Genomic DNA, 17,983 nt, shown 5'->3' on the forward strand with positions numbered 1-17,983 from the left:
TGAAAGTCGCTATTTTAGCGGCTTTTTTTGTTATACAGGTATAATTTCTTGTCCAGAGCAGGTCACCTTCTATTTGGGAGTCCCTAAAGGTAAAGGTGAGCACTGACACTAACCTCAGCACCAGCACTAACATCACACCAGTGCTTGTAGTTTTATTGGTGGATCATGTTTCTGCGGTATTGGTAGGGTGTAACCCCATACTCTTCCTTGAACAACTGGATAAAATATTGATTTTTTTTGTAACCGACCATTTGTGCGATATCGGCTATACGGAGTTCGGATTCCTGCAGCAGCCGGGACGCCTCCTCCAACCTTTTCCTCGAAATGTAGTTTGACACATTTTCTCCTGTCTCCTGTTTGAAGAGTTTGGATAGGTACACAGGATGAAGATGTGCGACTTTTCCCAGTTCATCCAGGCTAAGGCCATGTGAAAGATGGTCTTCGATGTATGTTTGCACTTTGTCGACAATGGTTTGAATGGACATCTGTTTGTTGTTCCTGATCCGGCTGACCTTATCCATGAGGGTCGACCAAAGTTCGTCAGGGTCTCGCAGCCGATTAAAAATCCAGTCTGCAGTTTCAGATGCATCCCGATTCTTATCCGCCAGATATAGATAAAGGATGGTCTCCATGAGAAAGATGATTTTGTGCTTTCTGAGATGGATTCGATCATATTTTTTAATGATGTTTCCGGCAGACTCCCATTCACCGCATGATGGAGATGGATTATGCAATTCAATAAAGTCACTTGGGTGCACATGTTCACTTAGGAAAAATCCGTAGAACTGTTGGCGGGTCTCGTTTCGATCTTTAAACGAAAAGGGCGGGGACAAGAGCGAGTGGTCCAGTGTGACGGTCAGTTCCCCAGCAATTTCTTCCGGAACGAAAGCGAACAGTTGGGTACCCGCAGTCCAAACAAGACGGTCCAACTTGTCTCCAATCGTATGTTTTACAATATCCACATGTGCTTGTGTGAAATTATCCATCTTAAAGCCGCAAAATTGGCTCTCCCCTAAAAAATCAGTGTAAACATCAAATTTCGACCGTAAGGTTTCGTTTTCTCCAAGAAGCGAAAGCAGATACCCCAAACCATCGAAGCTTTCCCATGCGACGGGTTGAATGGGCTGTGTTTTTATAATATTCTTGATGGCTTTAGACATTGCTTTCTCCACATCATCTTTGTCTACAGGTTTGAGCAAATAGTCGAGTGCACCCAAACGGATTCCTTGTTGCGCATATTCGAACTGGGAATAGCCGGAAAGAATGATGACTTTGGTTGGCAAGCCATTTTTTTGGATATGTTGAAGCAAATCAATCCCCGATACCTCGGGCATGCGGATGTCAGTGATCAAAATATCGATATGGCTCTGATCCAACATTTCCCTGGCATCAATCGAATTGGTCGTTGTCTCGATCTGATCGATGCCGAAGGATTTCCAATCGAGCAAGTGCTTCATATACTCCACGACATAATGTCCGTCATCAACGATTAATAATCGCATAAGATTTCTCCTTTCTCCGCGGGATTGTGAATAAGCAGCAGGACGGACAAACCTCCCCATTCATTGGTAGAAAACTGCAGACCGCTCAGCTCGCCATACGTATTTTTCAGACGCTGGTTTACATTCCAGAGCCCAACCCCTCGAGTTCCTTCAGGTGAGGCGCTGCTCTCAAGCCGAGCTTCCAGTATGCGGATCTCGTCCATCGTTAGACCTTTCCCGTCATCCGAAACCCTGATCTTAATCACATCCTCTTCCAGTTTTACATCGATCGTCACCCGATGGGCTCCCTGTTGTCCTTCAATTCCGTGTTGAATCGCGTTTTCGACTACGGGCTGAATGATCAGCGGCATGAGGGGAAGGGAAGCCAGTTCCGGCGGCAGATCGATGTTGTACTCCATTTTTTTGCTGAGAGTCATAATGATCAGGAAATGTTCCGCAAACTGAAGTTCACTTTCCAGAGTGACTTCATGCCGATCCAATTTGGTTAAATAGCGGTAATATTCGGCCAGATGCTTGCTCATTCGCATAACGGCATCCGGCGAAAACTGGGCCACCGACATGATGAAAAACAGACTGTTGTATAAAAAATGAGGGTTAATCTGAGCTTGTAATTGTTGAAGTTCCGCACTTCTTCTCAGTTCCGTTTCGGTCTTCAAGGATACGAACAGATCCTGGATTTCGGCGACCATATGGTTAAAGCTTCTGAACAGGCTGTAAAACTCTTTGTCGGTGTTTTCAGTAATCCGCGTGTTATGGTTACCTTGCTCGACCTGTAAAAACTTTTTCTCCAGCAGACGGATATTACGGTAATAATTCCGGTAGAACGTAAAGATGACAATCAGGCCGAGCGTCAAAACCGCTAAAATGCTGACGAGGAAAACTTTGCGGCTGCGGTCAAGCGGCTGCAGAAAATCATTGGTCCGTGTATATGTAATCAGGTAGGTGTCGATCGGTTCAATATATCGGGATAGAACATAGTAGTCGTCCGAATTGGTATGATAATCATATTTTAAGGTTGCCTCGGTCTGGGGAGCAAGCATATTGGTAACCGCTTTCAACAGATCATTGTCGACTTCTGATTGACTCCATAATTGCTGGTCGTTAAACAGAAAAAAAGCGTTCGAGCTGTCGTTATTCACGGCCTTTTTCAGCAGGCTTTTCAAATATTCGGTATTGAGCTTCACGCCAACGACATACTGAGCCGGTTCAATTTTTCCTGGTTTTTGGATGTAAGGGTAGACGGCAAAGTAATACAAGCTGTCGTCAACGATTTGCCATCCCCGTTGATCAACATCTTTGAAGGGAAGTCTTGCCTCCAGCGTATTGTTGGTGGACAGGAACGTTTCTTCAGACTTCCAGTAGATGCCGATCGATTCAATGGATCGACTGGAAAGAAGCGTTTGCCGCAAGCGATCAACGATATCATTTTTCTTCATTTGGGAATCATAATTGCTCAACTCGATCACCTGGCTCTGATAGAAGCGGACATCACTGTCTGCCGCAAACTGAACCCCATACATGTTTGCCTCATACATAATCCCGTCTAGGATGCCCTTCACATAATCAAGCTGGTTCTTGGAAGCCACAATCAGGTTTTCTTCCAGTGTCTTTGAGCTCAATCGGTTCATTACAAAAAACAAACTCAGCGTCAGCAGCAGAAAAAAAACAAAGAAATAGATGAATCGCTTCATGTACATTTTTCTTATCATATGGTTTCCCTTTCCTAATGCAACACTAGAAGTTATAACTCCATGTCGGTGTAAGTTTAATATAAGCCAAACCACTGGAAAGCGAAAGAGTAGCGGAATACTAAAATGAAAGCGGTTTAAAAATGATTCAGAATGGGGTGATGATCTTGAAATTTTGGCATTTTGGTGTGAAAGCGCTTTTGTTAAGCTTAACTGCGAGGATTGCTTTCCCAGTGTCATCATAGAGGAGGTATGCAACATTAACGAGATTGGTACCGTTACAACTGCAAAAAAAACAAAACTTAAGATTTCCCATCGAAGCTCGTTGAAAAAGGAAGTCAGGAAAAATTGGCCTTTGTATGTACTGTGTATTCCCGCTTTAGTGTTTGTCTGCATCTTTTCTTATGGCCCCATGGTAGGGCTGCTGATGGCGTTTCAGGACTATAAACCATGGCTTGGCATCCGAGGTTCCCGATGGATTGGGTTAGATAATTTCGAACGGATTTTTCAATACAAAGAAGCGACACAAGCGATCGTTAATACGCTGATTATCGCCGTTTCCAAAATTATCGTTGGAATTATTGTTCCAATCATCATGGCTATTCTGCTGAGCGAGATCCGAAATATCGGCATCAAGAAAAGTGTACAGACACTGGTGTATCTGCCGCATTTTTTGTCCTGGGTCACAGTTGCAGGGTTGATGATCGACATTCTCGGATTAGACGGGGGCATCAACCAAATTTTGACCCGGCTATTCGGGATCGATCCGATTTACTTTTTGGGTGATCCTGATCTTTTTAGATTCACAGTTGTGGTCAGCGATGTGTGGAAAAGCTTCGGTTTCGGCATGATTGTCTATTTGGCAACGATAGCGGGGATCAATCCTTCCTATTACGAAGCGGCAGAGATCGACGGCGCCACACGTCGGCAGCAAATCAGATACGTTACCTTACCTAGCATGCTGCCGATGATTATCGTCATTTCCACGTTGAGTCTGGGGAATATTCTGGACGCGGGCTTTGATCAGGTCTTTAATCTGTACAATCCGCTTGTCTACAGTACGGGAGATATCATCGACACTTATGTCTACCGTTCATCCTTGTTGAATGGACAGTACGGGTTCGGGACCGCAGTTGGGTTGTTTAAGTCGGGTATCAGCCTGATCTTGATCGTCGTATCCTACAGACTGGCCTACAAGTATGCCAATTATAAAATATTCTAACAAGGAGGGAGAGGGATAATGTACCATAAGACAACAGGCTATAGAGTATTCTCGTATTTTAATTATGCGTTCATGATTTTGGCAGGACTGGCGTGTTTTCTTCCCCTGCTGCATTTAATGGCGCAATCGCTCAGCAGCAAAGCAGCCATTAGCGGTAACATGGTGTCATTTTGGCCGGTCGGATTCAACGTGGACGCCTATGTTAAAACGTTCAACAATTCCAATTTCATCGGCGCCATGCTGACCTCCATCACCCGAACGGTTTTGGGGACTACCATCAGCATGTTTATCCTTACCTGTGCAGGTTATGCCCTGTCCAAGGAATTTCGGGGGCGCAATGCGCTGATGTGGTTTTTTATCTTTACCATGCTCTTCTCTGGAGGATTGATACCTTCTTACATTCTGGTGACAAACCTTGGATTAAAGGATACCATATGGGCCCTTGTATTGCCGGGAGCTTTCGGAGCCTACAACCTGATCCTTCTCGTCAATTTCTTCAAAACAATTCCAAAAGCGTTGGAAGAAGCAGCATTCATTGACGGAGCGTCCTTTTTCGTGATCCTCAGCAAGATTTATTTACCGTTGTCTCTGCCTGGACTAGCGACCGTATCCTTGTTCATTATGGTTGGACACTGGAATTCCTGGTTTGACGGAATTTTGTACATGTCGGATGCGAGCAAGTATCCGCTGGCTTCGTTCCTGCAGACGGTTGTGGTGCAGAGCAATATGCAGAATATGGCGATGAGTCAGTCTGAGGTGGCAGCGATGTCGGAACAAAGCATCAAAGCAGCCCAAATTTTTGTCAGCACGTTACCTATCATTCTGGTCTATCCTTTTTTGCAACGATATTTCGTTAAGGGAATTGTGCTCGGGGCTGTGAAAGAATAGTTACGATGACGAAAAATTGGATCAGAGAACACAAATTGAGTTTGAGTGAAGGGGGCATGTTTTCATGAAGAAAAGAAATGATTTATGGAAAATGGTAAGTCTGGTTATGTTATCGGCTATTCTTGTTGCTGGCTGCAGCAAAGGGGAAACTGCTTCTGAGGCCGCACCGGCATCGGTGCTCAAGGATGGAAAATATGATCCTCCGTTTACGATTACCATCGCGAAACAACAGGATGAAAATGCCGGAAAATACATCAATGGTGAAAGTTTGAATGACAATGTGTTGACCCGTTGGGGCGAACAAAATCTCGGCATCAAGATCCAAACGACCCTGCTGGGTGGTGACGCTTCCCAGTACAACACTAAACTGCGGCTCGCACTGACAGGTTCCGAGAAGCTGCCGGATGTTCTGCCTGTCTATGACACCATGCTGATCAATGATTTGATCGAATCGGGGCGGGTCAAGGAGATCACGGAAGATATTTCAACCTACATGCCTGATCGCATCAAAGAGATATACAAACAATACCCAACCACCTTCAATCCTGTAGTTAGAGATGGCAAGGTTTACGGGATGGCAATTGCGCCGAATTTGACGGAAGGCGAAGTCATGCTGATCCGCCAGGACTGGCTGGACAAATTGAAGCTGAAAGCACCGACGACGATTGAGGAGTTTGAGCAAGTCATCGCTGCGTTCACTACTGAGGATCCGGATGGTAACGGTAAACAAGACACATACGGCTTTACATTCTCAGGGAAGGATTCCTACAATACGGGCTGGGTCAGCGATCCGGTGATGATTTTCAGCGCATACACAGGCAAGCACCTTCCAAGACAATGGTATAACGACAACGGCAAACTTACCTATGGATCGGTGGCTGAGGGCAATAAGGATGCCCTTGCCAAACTGCGCGATTGGTATTCCAAAGGGTATTTGAACAAAGAATTGGCCACCCAGGGCGCCTGGGACGCACTATCCGATTTTACTGAAGGAAAGGCGGGCATCATCATCGGCCGCCCTTGGCTTTACGACAGTGTGAAGGACGTGGAGAAAAATGTGGAGGGTGCGAAAATCAGTGCTTATCCGACCATTCAAGGCGTAAACGGCGATAAAACCTATCAGTCTGCCCAGTTGAACGATGGCGTGTTCATGTTCAACAAGGACTTTCAAAACATGGAGGCATTCTTCCTGTACTACGATAAAATGTACGATGCGGCGTTCAGCACTGGAGATTTCAAGTACGGCTACGCTCAGGGCTACGATTACGATATCGTCAATGACGAAGTGACATTCGATCCAACGAAATTCAATACGCCATTGGAGGCCGTACAAGGTGTTGGGAAAATGGCATTTACCAAAAATACACCGAGTGTTGACGGTCCCGGCAAATCGTACTTCGATCTGGCTAACGGTGCCAAGCCCGATACGGGTGTCCTTATTCAAAGCGCTTCAAAGGATCAAACCACCAAAGACGGATATCGGATCTCCTATGAAAATCGGGATGTCTTGCTGCCAAATGAGTTTAATGGTCCACCCACGCCAACGATGCAGAATGTGTGGGAACAGCTTACCACCATGGAGCAAGAGACATTTACCAAAATAATATACGGAAATGAGCCACTTGAAGCGTTTGATACCTTTGTCAAACAGTGGCACGAAAAAGGCGGAGACCAAGTGATCGAAGAAGTAAACGAGTGGTACAGCCAAGCCAGCGAGACGGATGTCATGTCACTGATGAAACTGAAATAAAAGTTAAAAATCCCTCTTCATAGAGGTCAATCTTCCGCGAATAAGGAGGGTTGACCTGTTGAAGGGGAGATAAAGAAGGAGATGATGAAACATGATCAAAGGTAAACCAGGGATTGCACTCATCATTGTATTTTGTTGGTTCGCATTTCACTTATCGTTCTCTGCTCAAAATGTTCACGCTGCGGATAGCGAGGAGACAAATATTGCAGCAACACTGTTTGTGCTAAAGAATGAATCGAAAGTTTCCAATGCCAAAATACATTGGGCACCTGTTAACGAAGCGACCGAATATGAGCTGTATAGATCTGAAAACAACGGGCCCTATACGCTGCTGCAGACCTTAACCGGTACAACAACGGATGATTATGACCTCAGCATAGGAAGCACATATAGCTATCAAGTGAAGGCATATGGCGGCAATTCCCTGTTAACCTCCGCCGTTTCGCCTGAATATACCCCTTATACCCTTCCCGAAAACCTCACCACTTTTGATAATACAACAAAATCAACCCTGGCCCTCCCAAATGAACTTAAAGTGGGGGATACCTACTACAGGTTCAATTTTGTACAAAAGTCATCAGGTGGTTTTGGTCAGATGATCCAACAGACGTCAACCGACGATATCACCTATGGTAACGACAAAGTGGTACTTTCCTACACAGATCATCCGGATCTGGCTAATAGTAAATTTGAAGGAATCAATATTTTATACCATGCCCCCTCCAATAAATTTGTTTTTTGGGCTCACTATGAAAATAGTACAGATTACACGCTTGCCAGGGTATCCGTGGCTTCGGCCACGCCGGGAGAAAACTTTACATTCCACAAAAGCTTTCGACCCGAAGGAAACGAGTCCAGGGACATTTCGATTTTCAAAGATGATGATGATTCAGCTTATTTGATCTCTACAGCTAATAATAATTCGGACACCATTTTGTACAAGTTGACCTCCGACTGGCTGGATGTGGATCATCAAGTTTCGGTTATTTATCAGAACCAGCATAGGGAACTGCCTAAGATGATCAAAAAGGATGGCATTTATTATCTGTTTTCTTCCCAAGCTGCGGGTTGGTATCCGAGTATCCCCATGTATTCCTCAGCAACAAGTATCGATGGAGCATGGTCTGAATTGCGAACGATCGGCAACACTTCTACCTTTTCGGCACAATCAGGTTCCGTCATGCGAGTAAAGCCCAACACTGGAAATCATGTTGTAATGGTTGCTTACCGCTGGATGTTCGGCTGGGCAGGTACGCAAAACGGAACAACGGAGGAACGACTGCTCCCGGTTTGGTTCTCCAATGGTTACGCGTTCTATGATTACTTTGATCAAATTTTGTACAATGCGAACGATGATGTCGTTGTTCCCGTACAGAACGGAAAGCTCTTGTCGCAAGGCAAACAAGCCACAGCGCAAACGGCAACCGGAACTAACCCGGCGAGTTATGCGAACGATGGTAACTATCAAACCGAATGGATCAGTACAGGCAGTTCCTGGCCGCATTGGTGGAAGGTAGACCTTGGCTCAGTTCAACAAATTAATAACGTGCAAATTTCCTGGTGGATGCAAAAAGGCTCCGAAGGATTTTACAAATATAAAATTGAAACGAGCACAGACAATGTGAACTGGACGGAAGCATTGGATCGAACCAATAATACATCTTACGGCTTCACCTCGGATAGTCTCTCGAGTACTGCCAGGTATGTAAGAATAAATATGCTTAATGCGACTCTCCATAACAACCCTAACAACTGGTATAACCCAAGGCTGTGGGAAGTAAAGATATTTGGAACAGACACCGATTAACCATCTTTCCAAACGTCAAATATAAATAGAAGAGAGGAAGCTGTGTGAATCATCAATTAGCCAATGGTACTATCTGGAATGATTCAAGCGGTCAGCCGATCCATGCCCATGGTGGACATATTCTATTCCATGACAATTATTATTATTGGTATGGTGAAGACCGCAAAGACGATATTTATGTCAGCTGTTACCGTTCCAGAGATCTTTTCAACTGGGAGTTTCGAGACCATATCATTACGACCTCTACTCCAGCTGCACCCATTCGTGTTCGGACTAATATGAGATTAAAGAACGACAAAGGTGGAAAAGTGAACCTGGAACGGCCTAAAGTGCTTTTCAACCCGGCGACGAAGAAGTTTGTTCTATGGGTGCACTTTGAGAATGGAACTAATTATAATGATGCTGCATGCGCGATCGCCACATCGGACTCTCCGGATAGCCATTTCGTATATCATGGCAGCTTTAATCCTTATGGGTATATGTCGCGAGACTGCACGCTCTTTCAGGATGATGACGGGACTGCGTATTTCATTTCAGCTGCCAGAGACAATGCGGATCTTCACATATATCGGCTGCAGGCAGATTACCTTAATGTCGAAAGCCTTGTCGGAAAGCTGTGGCAGGGGGAGTATCGGGAGGCACCGGCCGTTTTCAAGCGAAACGGGAAGTACTACATGCTGACCTCTTTTTGCACGGGTTGGGAACCGAATCAAGGGAAATACGCGATGGCGAATTCCATGGATGGTCCGTGGGGAATGCTCAGCGATTTTGGTGATGAAACTACGTTTCGAACCCAACCGGCATTTGTGCTGAAGCGATCAGCGCAGGAGTACCTTTACTTTTCGGATCGCTGGAACGCTTCGGATTACTTTCAATCCAGCTATGTGGTGCTGCCCATTGAATTTGAAGGGGATAATCCGGTCCTGAATAATTGTTCAACATTAACTTTAGAAGGGGATACTCATTCCATTGTTTTTAAACGGTAGAGGAAGTTGCTCTTGTGGGGATAAATCGATCGATTTATCCCCTTATTGAAGAGCATGATCATTCATGTCACATTTCTGCTTATCATTCGTTTGTTCTTTTTCTTTCTCGGAATGATATAAAGTGTTCCATCTTCGCGATACTCTGCGTACGCTATATCCTTAATATTATGATAGCCCTGTTTTTGCATCTCCATCATTACCTTCTCCGTATCAACTTCCCTTCCTCTCATCGACATTTTCAGAAGTTCCCCTTTATCGATCACTGTAATAGAGAAAGAATCGGATTGCGTTTCCAATCCCAAATCTTGAGCAGTCGGAGGTTCATATTCGGGTTTGCGAAGGACGGACAGGGATCCGTCTATTTCCAAGACGGCATGTTTGACTTCCTGGAGCGAAAAAACATTCTGTTTTCGAAGCATGGAGAGCAATTGTTTATATTCAATATCATATTTTTTTATCAAACTCTGATTTACTTCACCATTATCAATTAAGAGAGCCACCCGACCTTCTGCTACATACCCGAATTTCACAAATCGGGTGGTTGCTTTCTCAAATAGATAAGAGAGGGCAGTCCAAATGGCCAATGCAAATAAAAGGTGAGACACCTTTACCTGATCGTCATACAGCGTATTCCCTACAATTTCACTCAATACTAACGAAGACAGGAAGTCCAGCGGTGTAAGCTGACTAAGCGTTTTTCTACCCGTGATAAAAGCGATGGCCCAAAGTCCGAAAAAGCTAATCACCAGCTTCAGTGTTAAATCCATAAACATATCTAACCAACCTCCCGAAAAGAACCAATCATTGATGAACAATTACCCACTCCATTTGATTAAAAACATCAAACCATAAAAGATGACATTCATCCTGAGCAGGAAGAAGGGTTAAATAAGCCGCAATTTATTGCAAAATTAGTGCACCAACTGGGAGGAAGGGTCATGAACGAGGAGTTCAGCCCCTTTTTATTTTTAGCCTTGTCAAATGAGCCAATCCTGCATAATCTAACACATACCACAGAAGAGGGGGAAGAAACATGAGTGAAGTTGGATATGGCAATGGCAATGTAGGAGGACTTGGTGGAGGATATGGCGGTTTCACATCCATCGGTGCAATTCTGGTACTCTTTATTTTGTTGGTCATCATCTCCAAAGCTTTCTTAGTTTAATATGCAGCTTAAGAATGTCCGCCAGCTTTCGCTGGCGGTTTTTTATGTTGTCATCTGCTTCATTCCACTAACGTGAGCATATTTAGTTCGTTCCAATCATTACAAATCCTGAGATAGAATATATAATACTATTAATTAAGTACATAATGAGGGAGGAGTATATGGCTTCCAATTCTTTCCGGAAATTAACCGGCAACGCCAAGGGCTGTCTCATCTACGAACCGCTGTTTCTGATTCCTTACAGCATGTATGTCACCTACAGCTCCATCTTCATGTATCAGTTAGGGGTAACGGAAACAGGGATCGGCTGGATTACTTCCATCGGACTGCTTGTACAGGTGCTATCTTCCTTTCTTAGCGGATACCTTACAGACCGGATGGGGAGAAAGCGCGCTTTGCTCTATTTTGATGTGCTCAGCTGGAGCGTCGCTACACTGTTATGGGCTATTTCTCAAAATTTCTGGTTTTTCGTATTCGCGGCCATTGTAAATGGGTTTCAAAAGGTGCCGCACACCGCGTTTTATTGTCTGCTGGTTGAGGATACGGCTCCGAAAGAAAGAACATACGTATTTACTTTACTGCAGCTCATTAGTGTAGTGGGGGGATTGTTTGCGCCACTCGGTGGATTGCTGGTTTACCATTTTTCTCTCGTACCCGGGGTTCGAATCATGTTTGTGCTCGCCTGTATTATGATGACGATTCAGTTTATCGGACGCCATTATGCAACGAAAGAGACGGATATCGGTTATCGCAAAATGAAGGAAACCAAGTCAATGAGCATCAAAGAGGGAATGTCCGACTACTTGTCCGTAATGAAAGTGATGCTTCGCAGTCCATTGCTGCTGATCATATTTGGCGTCTACATCCTGTTTAACTTTCAGACAACGGTGAAGACGACTTACGTCTCCATATTTATGGTCGAATACTTGCAGCTTGGAAGTGGGCTGATCTCTGTTTTTCCAGCGTTCTCCTCTGTGATCATGTTAATGTTCATGCGCTGGATTATGCCCAGGATCAACGAGTCGCAAGTGAATCGCACCATGGTTTGGGGGTTTGTCATTTCCGTTCTGTCCAATGTCATTCTCGTCATTGCTCCAAAAGGTGACCTGATCATACTAAGTGTGAGCACGATTATCGCTGCAATTGGAACGATGATGACTTATCCGTATTTGGAGACCGCAGTCGCAAATGCGATTGACGATGAGAATCGTGCCAAGATATTTGCTCTGCTTCAGGTATTGATCCTGATCGTTATTTCACCTTCTGGTATTATTGGAGGCTGGGCTTATGGAATTGACCCAAGAATTCCATTCCTGCTCGTAGCAGGAGCGTTTGCGATCAGTATTCCCCTGATGATGTTTTATGCAAAGCAACAGCATCAGTTTCCATCCAATACAGGCTTGAATAATAACGACAGTTTCTGATTCGACTTTGACATAAACGTATTCATAAGCCGCTATTCATTTAGCGGTTTTTTAGTGATCTTAGTAAGTGTGAATTAATCCGGCTGGTTGATTTTGTCAATATAAAACCAAGACAAAATTTGCTAAAGTAATGTGAAAGGCACTCTAACTAATTACAGCTATCCGGGTGGAGGATTGGACGAGAAGTATGAGAGAATTTTTAAGTGAGCAGTCCATTGAGGCTTTTAGATCGATCATTAATTACAATCCGGATGCGATCTTCATTGTTTCCAACGAAGGAGAGATCGTAGAAGTAAATGAAGGGGTCACGGAATGTTTAGGGTATAAGAAAGAAGATATTATGGGTTCGTTGTACAAAGAACTATTTTGTCCGCATCAGCTTGAGTTGATAAGCCAGTATTTTTCTGAGGTTTTAAAGGGGGCATCCTGTCAATATGTTGCCGAAGCCCATCATAACAACGGAGATATAGTGTATTTGCAAATTAAGCAAGTTCCCTTGTTTTATGAGGGAAAGGTAAATGGTGTTTTTGGAGTGGCTAAAAACATTACTGAGCATAAGTTGCTTCTCAAGGCATTGAAAGAAAGCGAAGAGCGCTATCGATTGCTAGCAGATAACTCCCTCGATCTGATCCAACTGATTAATCTTGACGGTATAGTGGAATACGCTTCTCCTTCTCACAAAATGGTGCTTGGGTTTGATCCCAAAGAATATATAGGCAAATGGGTATTTTATCAGCAGAATGAAGAAGTGGATGAGAAGTTTCGCACCGTTTTTATGAGTATGCTGCTATTGCAAAAGCCCTTTACCTACGAGATACAGCGGCAGCATGAGCAGGGTTATCCGGTATGGCTAGAGTTGAAAGGAACGCCGATGTTCGATGAGAACGGTGATTTTAGAAATATGATGCTTGTCGGAAGAGAGATTACAGAGCGGAAAAAGTATCAGGTACAACTGGAGCAATTGAGTTATCATGATGCCCTGACTGGGGCACCTAACCGAAGATGTCTAAATAAAATGTTAAATGATGCTTTACTTGAAGCAGATGTTGGACAGCTAGCCGTCATGTTTGCAGATTTGGACAATTTTAAACAGATCAATGATACATTAGGACATGATGCAGGCGATGAACTGCTTCGCCAATTTGTGAAGAGGGCAGGAGCTTGTCTTCAAGAACACGAGATTTTGGCCAGAATGGGTGGTGACGAGTTCGTCTTTGTACTCCCTCGAATTAAAGATACTTCAGAAGCCAGTATTGCGGCTGAAAACATCTTAGAAGCGCTGCAGCATCCTTGGCATTTAGGTGGGCAGGAGCTCAATACGACTTCGAGCATTGGCATTGCCTTTTATGAAAAAGACGATACCGTAAAAGAACTGCTTCAAAAAGCAGATGCAGCGCTCTATCTTGCTAAAGCGGAGGGGAAGAATACATATCGGATATTCTCCTTTGGTGATTCGTCAAATTCCTGACCGGACAACAAAACCCGCCGAAGATAGCACTGAGATTGTGATAATCTGCGGCGGGTTTTGTGTATGCGGGATTCTTCGGAACATATGGAAGGAGTTTAATCTCTGGTAACTTCCGAAGGCAGAGTTAACTGAAAGATAAATATATTATCGGTATGTTTGAGCGATATGGAACCATGATGTAATTCGATGATGTTCTTTGTGATGGCCAAACCTAGCCCAGCCCCTGCTTGAATGCCCTCGTTGCTTCTGGAGTGATCCACCTTATAAAAACGATCAAAGAGTTGATCCTGTTGATCTTTCGTAAGAGGGATCCCTTTATTTTCGACCTCAATTACAATTTGATTGTGATTTGAGTTCAATCGAATGCTGATCGTTCCTGGTTTCAGGGAATATTTTAGAGCATTCATGAGAAGGTTATCGATGGCTCTGGCCATTTTGTCACTGTCTACGGAAGTAATAATTGGTGAATCAGCGATTTCTTTTACGATTTGAATCCCTTGTTCTTGTGCAATGGGCTCAAATTCGAACGTTATTTGTTCCAATAGCTGTACAATGTCAATTCTTTTTAAATTAATATGAGCGTCCATTGAAGTAAGACGTGTGTATTCAAACAAGTCATCAAGCAATTTCTTCAAATGAAATGCTTTGTTATAGGTGTTTTGGACAAACCGGTTGTATTCATCTTCGTTTTGAAATGAATTGGATTTTAAGAGCTCGATGTATCCAATAATACTTGTTAGAGGTGTGCGTAAGTCATGTGAAATTCCTGTGATCATGTCCATTTTGGACTTTTCAATCTCTCGTTCCTTTGAAAGCTGCTGCTCTAAACGTTCTGTCATTCGATTAATGTTATGAGCGACCCGCCCGAGTTCATCCTGCCTTACAACAGGTACCCGATATTTCAAATTCCCTTCGGCAATCGTTTGCAGTCCTTCTTCCAGTGTAATTAAGTCTCGAACCATCTGACGTGTCAAAATCAAAAAAATCAATACAAAGGCTACAGTAAACAAGGGAGTAAGAATGTAAGGAAAAAAATCGCGAAACCAAAACCACTCCATAACCGTGCTTATTTTGAGGAAAAGCATGATACATAAATTGTTTATGACTGTAGCCATAATTAAACTTAACAACATCCTGATTAATATGTTGACCTGAATTTTCTTTTTTTGCTTTGGTCGATCTGCAGCTTCAGTCAATTTTGTAGCCAACTCCCCACACGGTCTTAATGTACTGAGGATCCCTTGGGAATTCCTCTATTTTCTCCCGTAAATTCCGAATGTGAACCATAACCGTATTATCCGAATACCCATAAGGCTCTTTCCAGACATTTTCGTAAATCTGTTGTGAACTGAAAACTTGTCCAGGGCGGCTGGCAAGCAGCACAAGGATGGCAAATTCCAGAGGCGTCAACGAAATGGTTCTTCCTTTCAGCCTCACCAGATGTTTGCTTTCATCAATAAGCAGATCCTTGATAATCATTAGGGAACTGAATTCTTCCTTGCCCAGTAAGGATTGACGCCGCAGCTGAGCCTTCACACGAGCAAGCAATTCGAGCGGGTTAAACGGTTTGATCATATAATCATCAGCCCCGGTGGTCAGACCGGTAATTTTATCAATATCTTCTTCCTTGGCTGACAGCATGATGATGGGGGTGTTTGATATTTCCCTGATTTTGAGACAGGTCTTGATTCCATCCATTTTAGGCATCATGATATCCAGGATTACCAGCTGAATGGATGATGTTTGAATGGCTTTAAGTGCTTCTTCACCGTCGGCGGCCTCAATGACCTGGTACCCTTCATTACGTAAATAGACATGAATGATATCTCGAATCTCCGATTCATCATCTACAACAAGGACAGTATTCATTATAACGCTCCTTCATTTTTTGCATGTTATTATACATCCATAGTTTGAACTATAGTGTTTCCATCCTATTGATTTCCTTTTTTCGACAGACGTAAACGAAAGCAGGAGGGACGTTCCACGGTACGAAATCAACCTTTTCGATCATAAATTTCTCGGAAAGTTGCTTCTTCATCTGAAGTGAGTATTGAAATGCGATAAACAATCCCCCAGGTTTAAGTCCATTATAGATCTGTTCAACCAACGTATCTCTGAACTCACGTTCAAAATTAAAAAAGGGAAGTCCGCTAAAGATGCAATCTAATTGTTGAATATGTTCTTGCTTCAATATATTAACAAGGTTAGCTGCGTCCGGGTAGCAGGCATACTCTGGATACTTTAGCTGTAAATCGTTCCTCATTGTATCATTCATTTCAAACAATACAACCTTGGCTGATTCACTTACGTGTTCGTGAATAGAATGGGTGATGGCACCCGTACCCGAACCGAGTTCTGCAACGGCACTCATCTCATGCCATGGAGCTTGCTCAACCATTTTTTTTGCCAGAAACCGAGAGCTTGGAATGATGCTTCCCACTCTTTTCGGACAGTGAATAAAGCTGCGTAAAAATAAGATGTTCTCATTAAGTTTCAATGGAATGTTCCTCCAATATCGTTGTTTCCTACAAACAGTTGATTCTACGAGAATAATAACGAACAGAACTTAGGATTCACTGGGTATAAATCTGAAGAAATTCTAAAGAAGAATGGATTTTGGAGAAACGATGAAAACCGGGGGGAGGTCAGAATCAGCTGGAACTTAAACTGAGTGATTAGAAAAATAGTAAGTTGAAGGAATAGTTTACTATTATTTTACACCTGGTTTATCATTCATTAATTAAATTCTTTTATACTTCGTTTTAGGAAACCGGTTACCTAACTAAAATGTGCAGGGTGAGAGGGGTTTGAAGCGTTGATGAAAAGAAGGCTGAAAAGTGGCATACTCGCACTTTCTACAATTTTTGCGATGGCTTTATCTGGTTGTTCGTCTCAGGCGGGGGCAGATCATACCATTCAAGTGTGGGCGATGGGCTCGGAAGGAAAACAAATGCAAGCGTTCGTAAAAGGGTTTGAAGAGGAACATAACATGAAGGTTGATGTACTCGCAATTCCGTGGGGAGATGCGCATGATAAGCTGCTTACGGCAGTTGCAGCAGGCAAAGGCCCTGATGTATTACAAGTAGGGAATACTTGGGTAGCAGAATTTGCTGAAGCCGGAGCTTTTCTTGACCTCACTGAACATTTAGACAAATATCCAAATCTTAATCCTGACAACTTCTTTGAAAGCGCTACGGCCACGACCATCTATGATGAAAAAACGTATGCAATTCCATACATCATTGATACTCGCGTATTGTTCTATCGTTCAGATTTACTTGCTGAGGTAGGGTATCCCAACGGTCCGGAAACCTGGGATGACATGCTTGATGCGGCAAAAAAGTTGACAGCACGGGGGGAAGGGAATTTCGGATTTGATATCGACAAAGGCAGTCACCATATCCCGATGATGATGGCTTGGGAACATGGCTGGGTCTACGACACGGAGAAGGGAGCAGATAACTTTAAAGATCCAAAATTTAAGGAAGCAATGGAGCTTTACAGTACATTCTTTGCAGAAGGCTTGTCTCAACTGGAAGCCGGTAAAGAAACGGTTCAAGGGTTTAGCGATGGTACATATCCAATGTTTATCAGCGGCCCCTACATGGTCAACACCATCAAAGAACAGGCTGCCGATATTGAAGGGAAATGGAATGTGCGAGTAATGCCTAAGGCAGAACAGAATACATCGATGGCTGGCGGTTCTCATTTTACGGTATTTGAAGGTACGGATAAAGTGGACGAAGCGCTTACGTTCATTAACTACATGACTGATCCGGAGACTCAGGTGGAATGGTACAAAGCAGCATCTACGTTACCAACTACGAAAAGTGCTTGGGAAGATCCAATGTTCGCTAATGACCCTTTCATGAAAGTATTTGGAGAACAACTGAACTCAACTCAACCGTTCCCGGTGATTGCGGAATATGAATTCATCGCATCCGAATTGCTGAAAACGCTTGAACAAGTGATTCGTGGTGGGGAGGATATCGACAAGGCTCTGGAAAGTTACCAAGAGGAAGTCCGGAAAATTTTGTCTGATTAATGAATCCGTACTGGGCAGGGGTGATTGAAGCGTTT

General features: G+C 43.6%; 15 protein-coding genes. 9 read left to right on the forward strand and 6 right to left on the reverse strand.

The genetic code is table 11. The features are described from left to right. Window positions 1–152: 152 nt before the first annotated feature. Together AB3N00_RS01075 and AB3N00_RS01080 are read right to left on the reverse strand one after the other, a co-directional pair. Complete coding sequence (locus tag AB3N00_RS01075) at window positions 153–1,502, reverse strand: response regulator transcription factor (RefSeq protein WP_413032896.1); 1,350 nt, start codon at window positions 1,500–1,502, stop codon at window positions 153–155. Then, window positions 1,490–3,211, reverse strand: a complete 1,722-nt coding sequence (locus AB3N00_RS01080; protein ID WP_413032897.1) for a sensor histidine kinase — start codon at window positions 3,209–3,211, stop codon at window positions 1,490–1,492. The genes AB3N00_RS01075 and AB3N00_RS01080 overlap by 13 nt, the downstream gene beginning before the upstream one ends. 406 nt (window positions 3,212–3,617) lie before the next feature. Between AB3N00_RS01080 and AB3N00_RS01085 the strand changes: the two genes are divergently transcribed. From AB3N00_RS01085 to AB3N00_RS01105, 5 genes are all read left to right on the forward strand, one after another. Next, a complete protein-coding gene (locus AB3N00_RS01085) occupies window positions 3,618–4,412 on the forward strand; it encodes an ABC transporter permease (protein ID WP_413032898.1) in 795 nt (264 codons plus the stop codon). Between the two features lie 18 nt (window positions 4,413–4,430). Further along, window positions 4,431–5,300, forward strand: a complete 870-nt coding sequence (locus tag AB3N00_RS01090) for a carbohydrate ABC transporter permease (RefSeq protein ID WP_175398934.1) — start codon at window positions 4,431–4,433, stop codon at window positions 5,298–5,300. Between the two features lie 64 nt (window positions 5,301–5,364). Continuing rightward, window positions 5,365–7,050 carry a hypothetical protein gene (locus AB3N00_RS01095; protein WP_413032899.1) on the forward strand — a complete coding sequence of 562 codons (1,686 nt, stop codon included), beginning with the start codon at window positions 5,365–5,367 and terminating at the stop codon, window positions 7,048–7,050. 91 nt (window positions 7,051–7,141) lie between these two features. Further along, window positions 7,142–8,857, forward strand: a complete 1,716-nt coding sequence (locus AB3N00_RS01100) for a discoidin domain-containing protein (protein WP_413032900.1) — start codon at window positions 7,142–7,144, stop codon at window positions 8,855–8,857. A 44-nt stretch (window positions 8,858–8,901) separates the two neighbouring features. Next, window positions 8,902–9,843, forward strand: coding sequence for a family 43 glycosylhydrolase (locus AB3N00_RS01105; RefSeq protein ID WP_413032901.1), 942 nt, complete (start codon window positions 8,902–8,904; stop codon window positions 9,841–9,843). 62 nt (window positions 9,844–9,905) lie between these two features. Here AB3N00_RS01105 and AB3N00_RS01110 read toward each other — a convergent pair whose 3' ends face one another. After that, entirely contained in the window at window positions 9,906–10,616 is a 711-nt protein-coding gene (locus AB3N00_RS01110; protein ID WP_413032902.1) for a DUF421 domain-containing protein, read from the reverse strand. Between the two features lie 260 nt (window positions 10,617–10,876). Here AB3N00_RS01110 and AB3N00_RS01115 point away from each other — a divergent pair, with 260 nt between their 5' ends. From AB3N00_RS01115 to AB3N00_RS01125, 3 genes are all read left to right on the forward strand, one after another. Beyond that, on the forward strand, window positions 10,877–11,008 hold the full coding sequence (locus tag AB3N00_RS01115; protein WP_157284262.1) for a sporulation protein YjcZ: 132 nt from the start codon (window positions 10,877–10,879) through the stop codon (window positions 11,006–11,008). A gap of 161 nt (window positions 11,009–11,169) precedes the next feature. Continuing rightward, window positions 11,170–12,432: an MFS transporter gene (locus AB3N00_RS01120; RefSeq protein ID WP_413032903.1), complete on the forward strand. Its 1,263-nt coding sequence runs from the start codon at window positions 11,170–11,172 to the stop codon at window positions 12,430–12,432. 187 nt (window positions 12,433–12,619) lie between these two features. Continuing rightward, window positions 12,620–13,900, forward strand: a complete 1,281-nt coding sequence (locus AB3N00_RS01125) for a diguanylate cyclase domain-containing protein (protein ID WP_413032904.1) — start codon at window positions 12,620–12,622, stop codon at window positions 13,898–13,900. A gap of 95 nt (window positions 13,901–13,995) precedes the next feature. On the opposite strand, the gene AB3N00_RS01130 is transcribed toward AB3N00_RS01125, so the two are convergent. Genes AB3N00_RS01130 through AB3N00_RS01140 form a run of 3 tightly spaced genes read right to left on the reverse strand, consistent with a single transcriptional unit; the run spans window position 13,996 to window position 16,400 of the window. Next, window positions 13,996–15,033: a sensor histidine kinase gene (locus tag AB3N00_RS01130; protein WP_413035156.1), complete on the reverse strand. Its 1,038-nt coding sequence runs from the start codon at window positions 15,031–15,033 to the stop codon at window positions 13,996–13,998. A 55-nt stretch (window positions 15,034–15,088) separates the two neighbouring features. Beyond that, window positions 15,089–15,769 carry a response regulator gene (locus AB3N00_RS01135; RefSeq protein ID WP_413032905.1) on the reverse strand — a complete coding sequence of 227 codons (681 nt, stop codon included), beginning with the start codon at window positions 15,767–15,769 and terminating at the stop codon, window positions 15,089–15,091. A 49-nt stretch (window positions 15,770–15,818) separates the two neighbouring features. Next, window positions 15,819–16,400: a class I SAM-dependent methyltransferase gene (locus AB3N00_RS01140; RefSeq protein ID WP_413032906.1), complete on the reverse strand. Its 582-nt coding sequence runs from the start codon at window positions 16,398–16,400 to the stop codon at window positions 15,819–15,821. 372 nt (window positions 16,401–16,772) lie between these two features. On the opposite strand from AB3N00_RS01140, the gene AB3N00_RS01145 reads away from it, so the two are divergent. After that, on the forward strand, window positions 16,773–17,948 hold the full coding sequence (locus AB3N00_RS01145; protein WP_413032907.1) for a sugar ABC transporter substrate-binding protein: 1,176 nt from the start codon (window positions 16,773–16,775) through the stop codon (window positions 17,946–17,948). The last annotated feature ends 35 nt before the right edge of the window (window positions 17,949–17,983 follow it).

The sequence above is a fragment of the Paenibacillus xylanilyticus genome (assembly GCF_047246825.1).
Taxonomy (GTDB): Bacteria; Bacillota; Bacilli; order Paenibacillales; family Paenibacillaceae; genus Paenibacillus; species Paenibacillus xylanilyticus_B.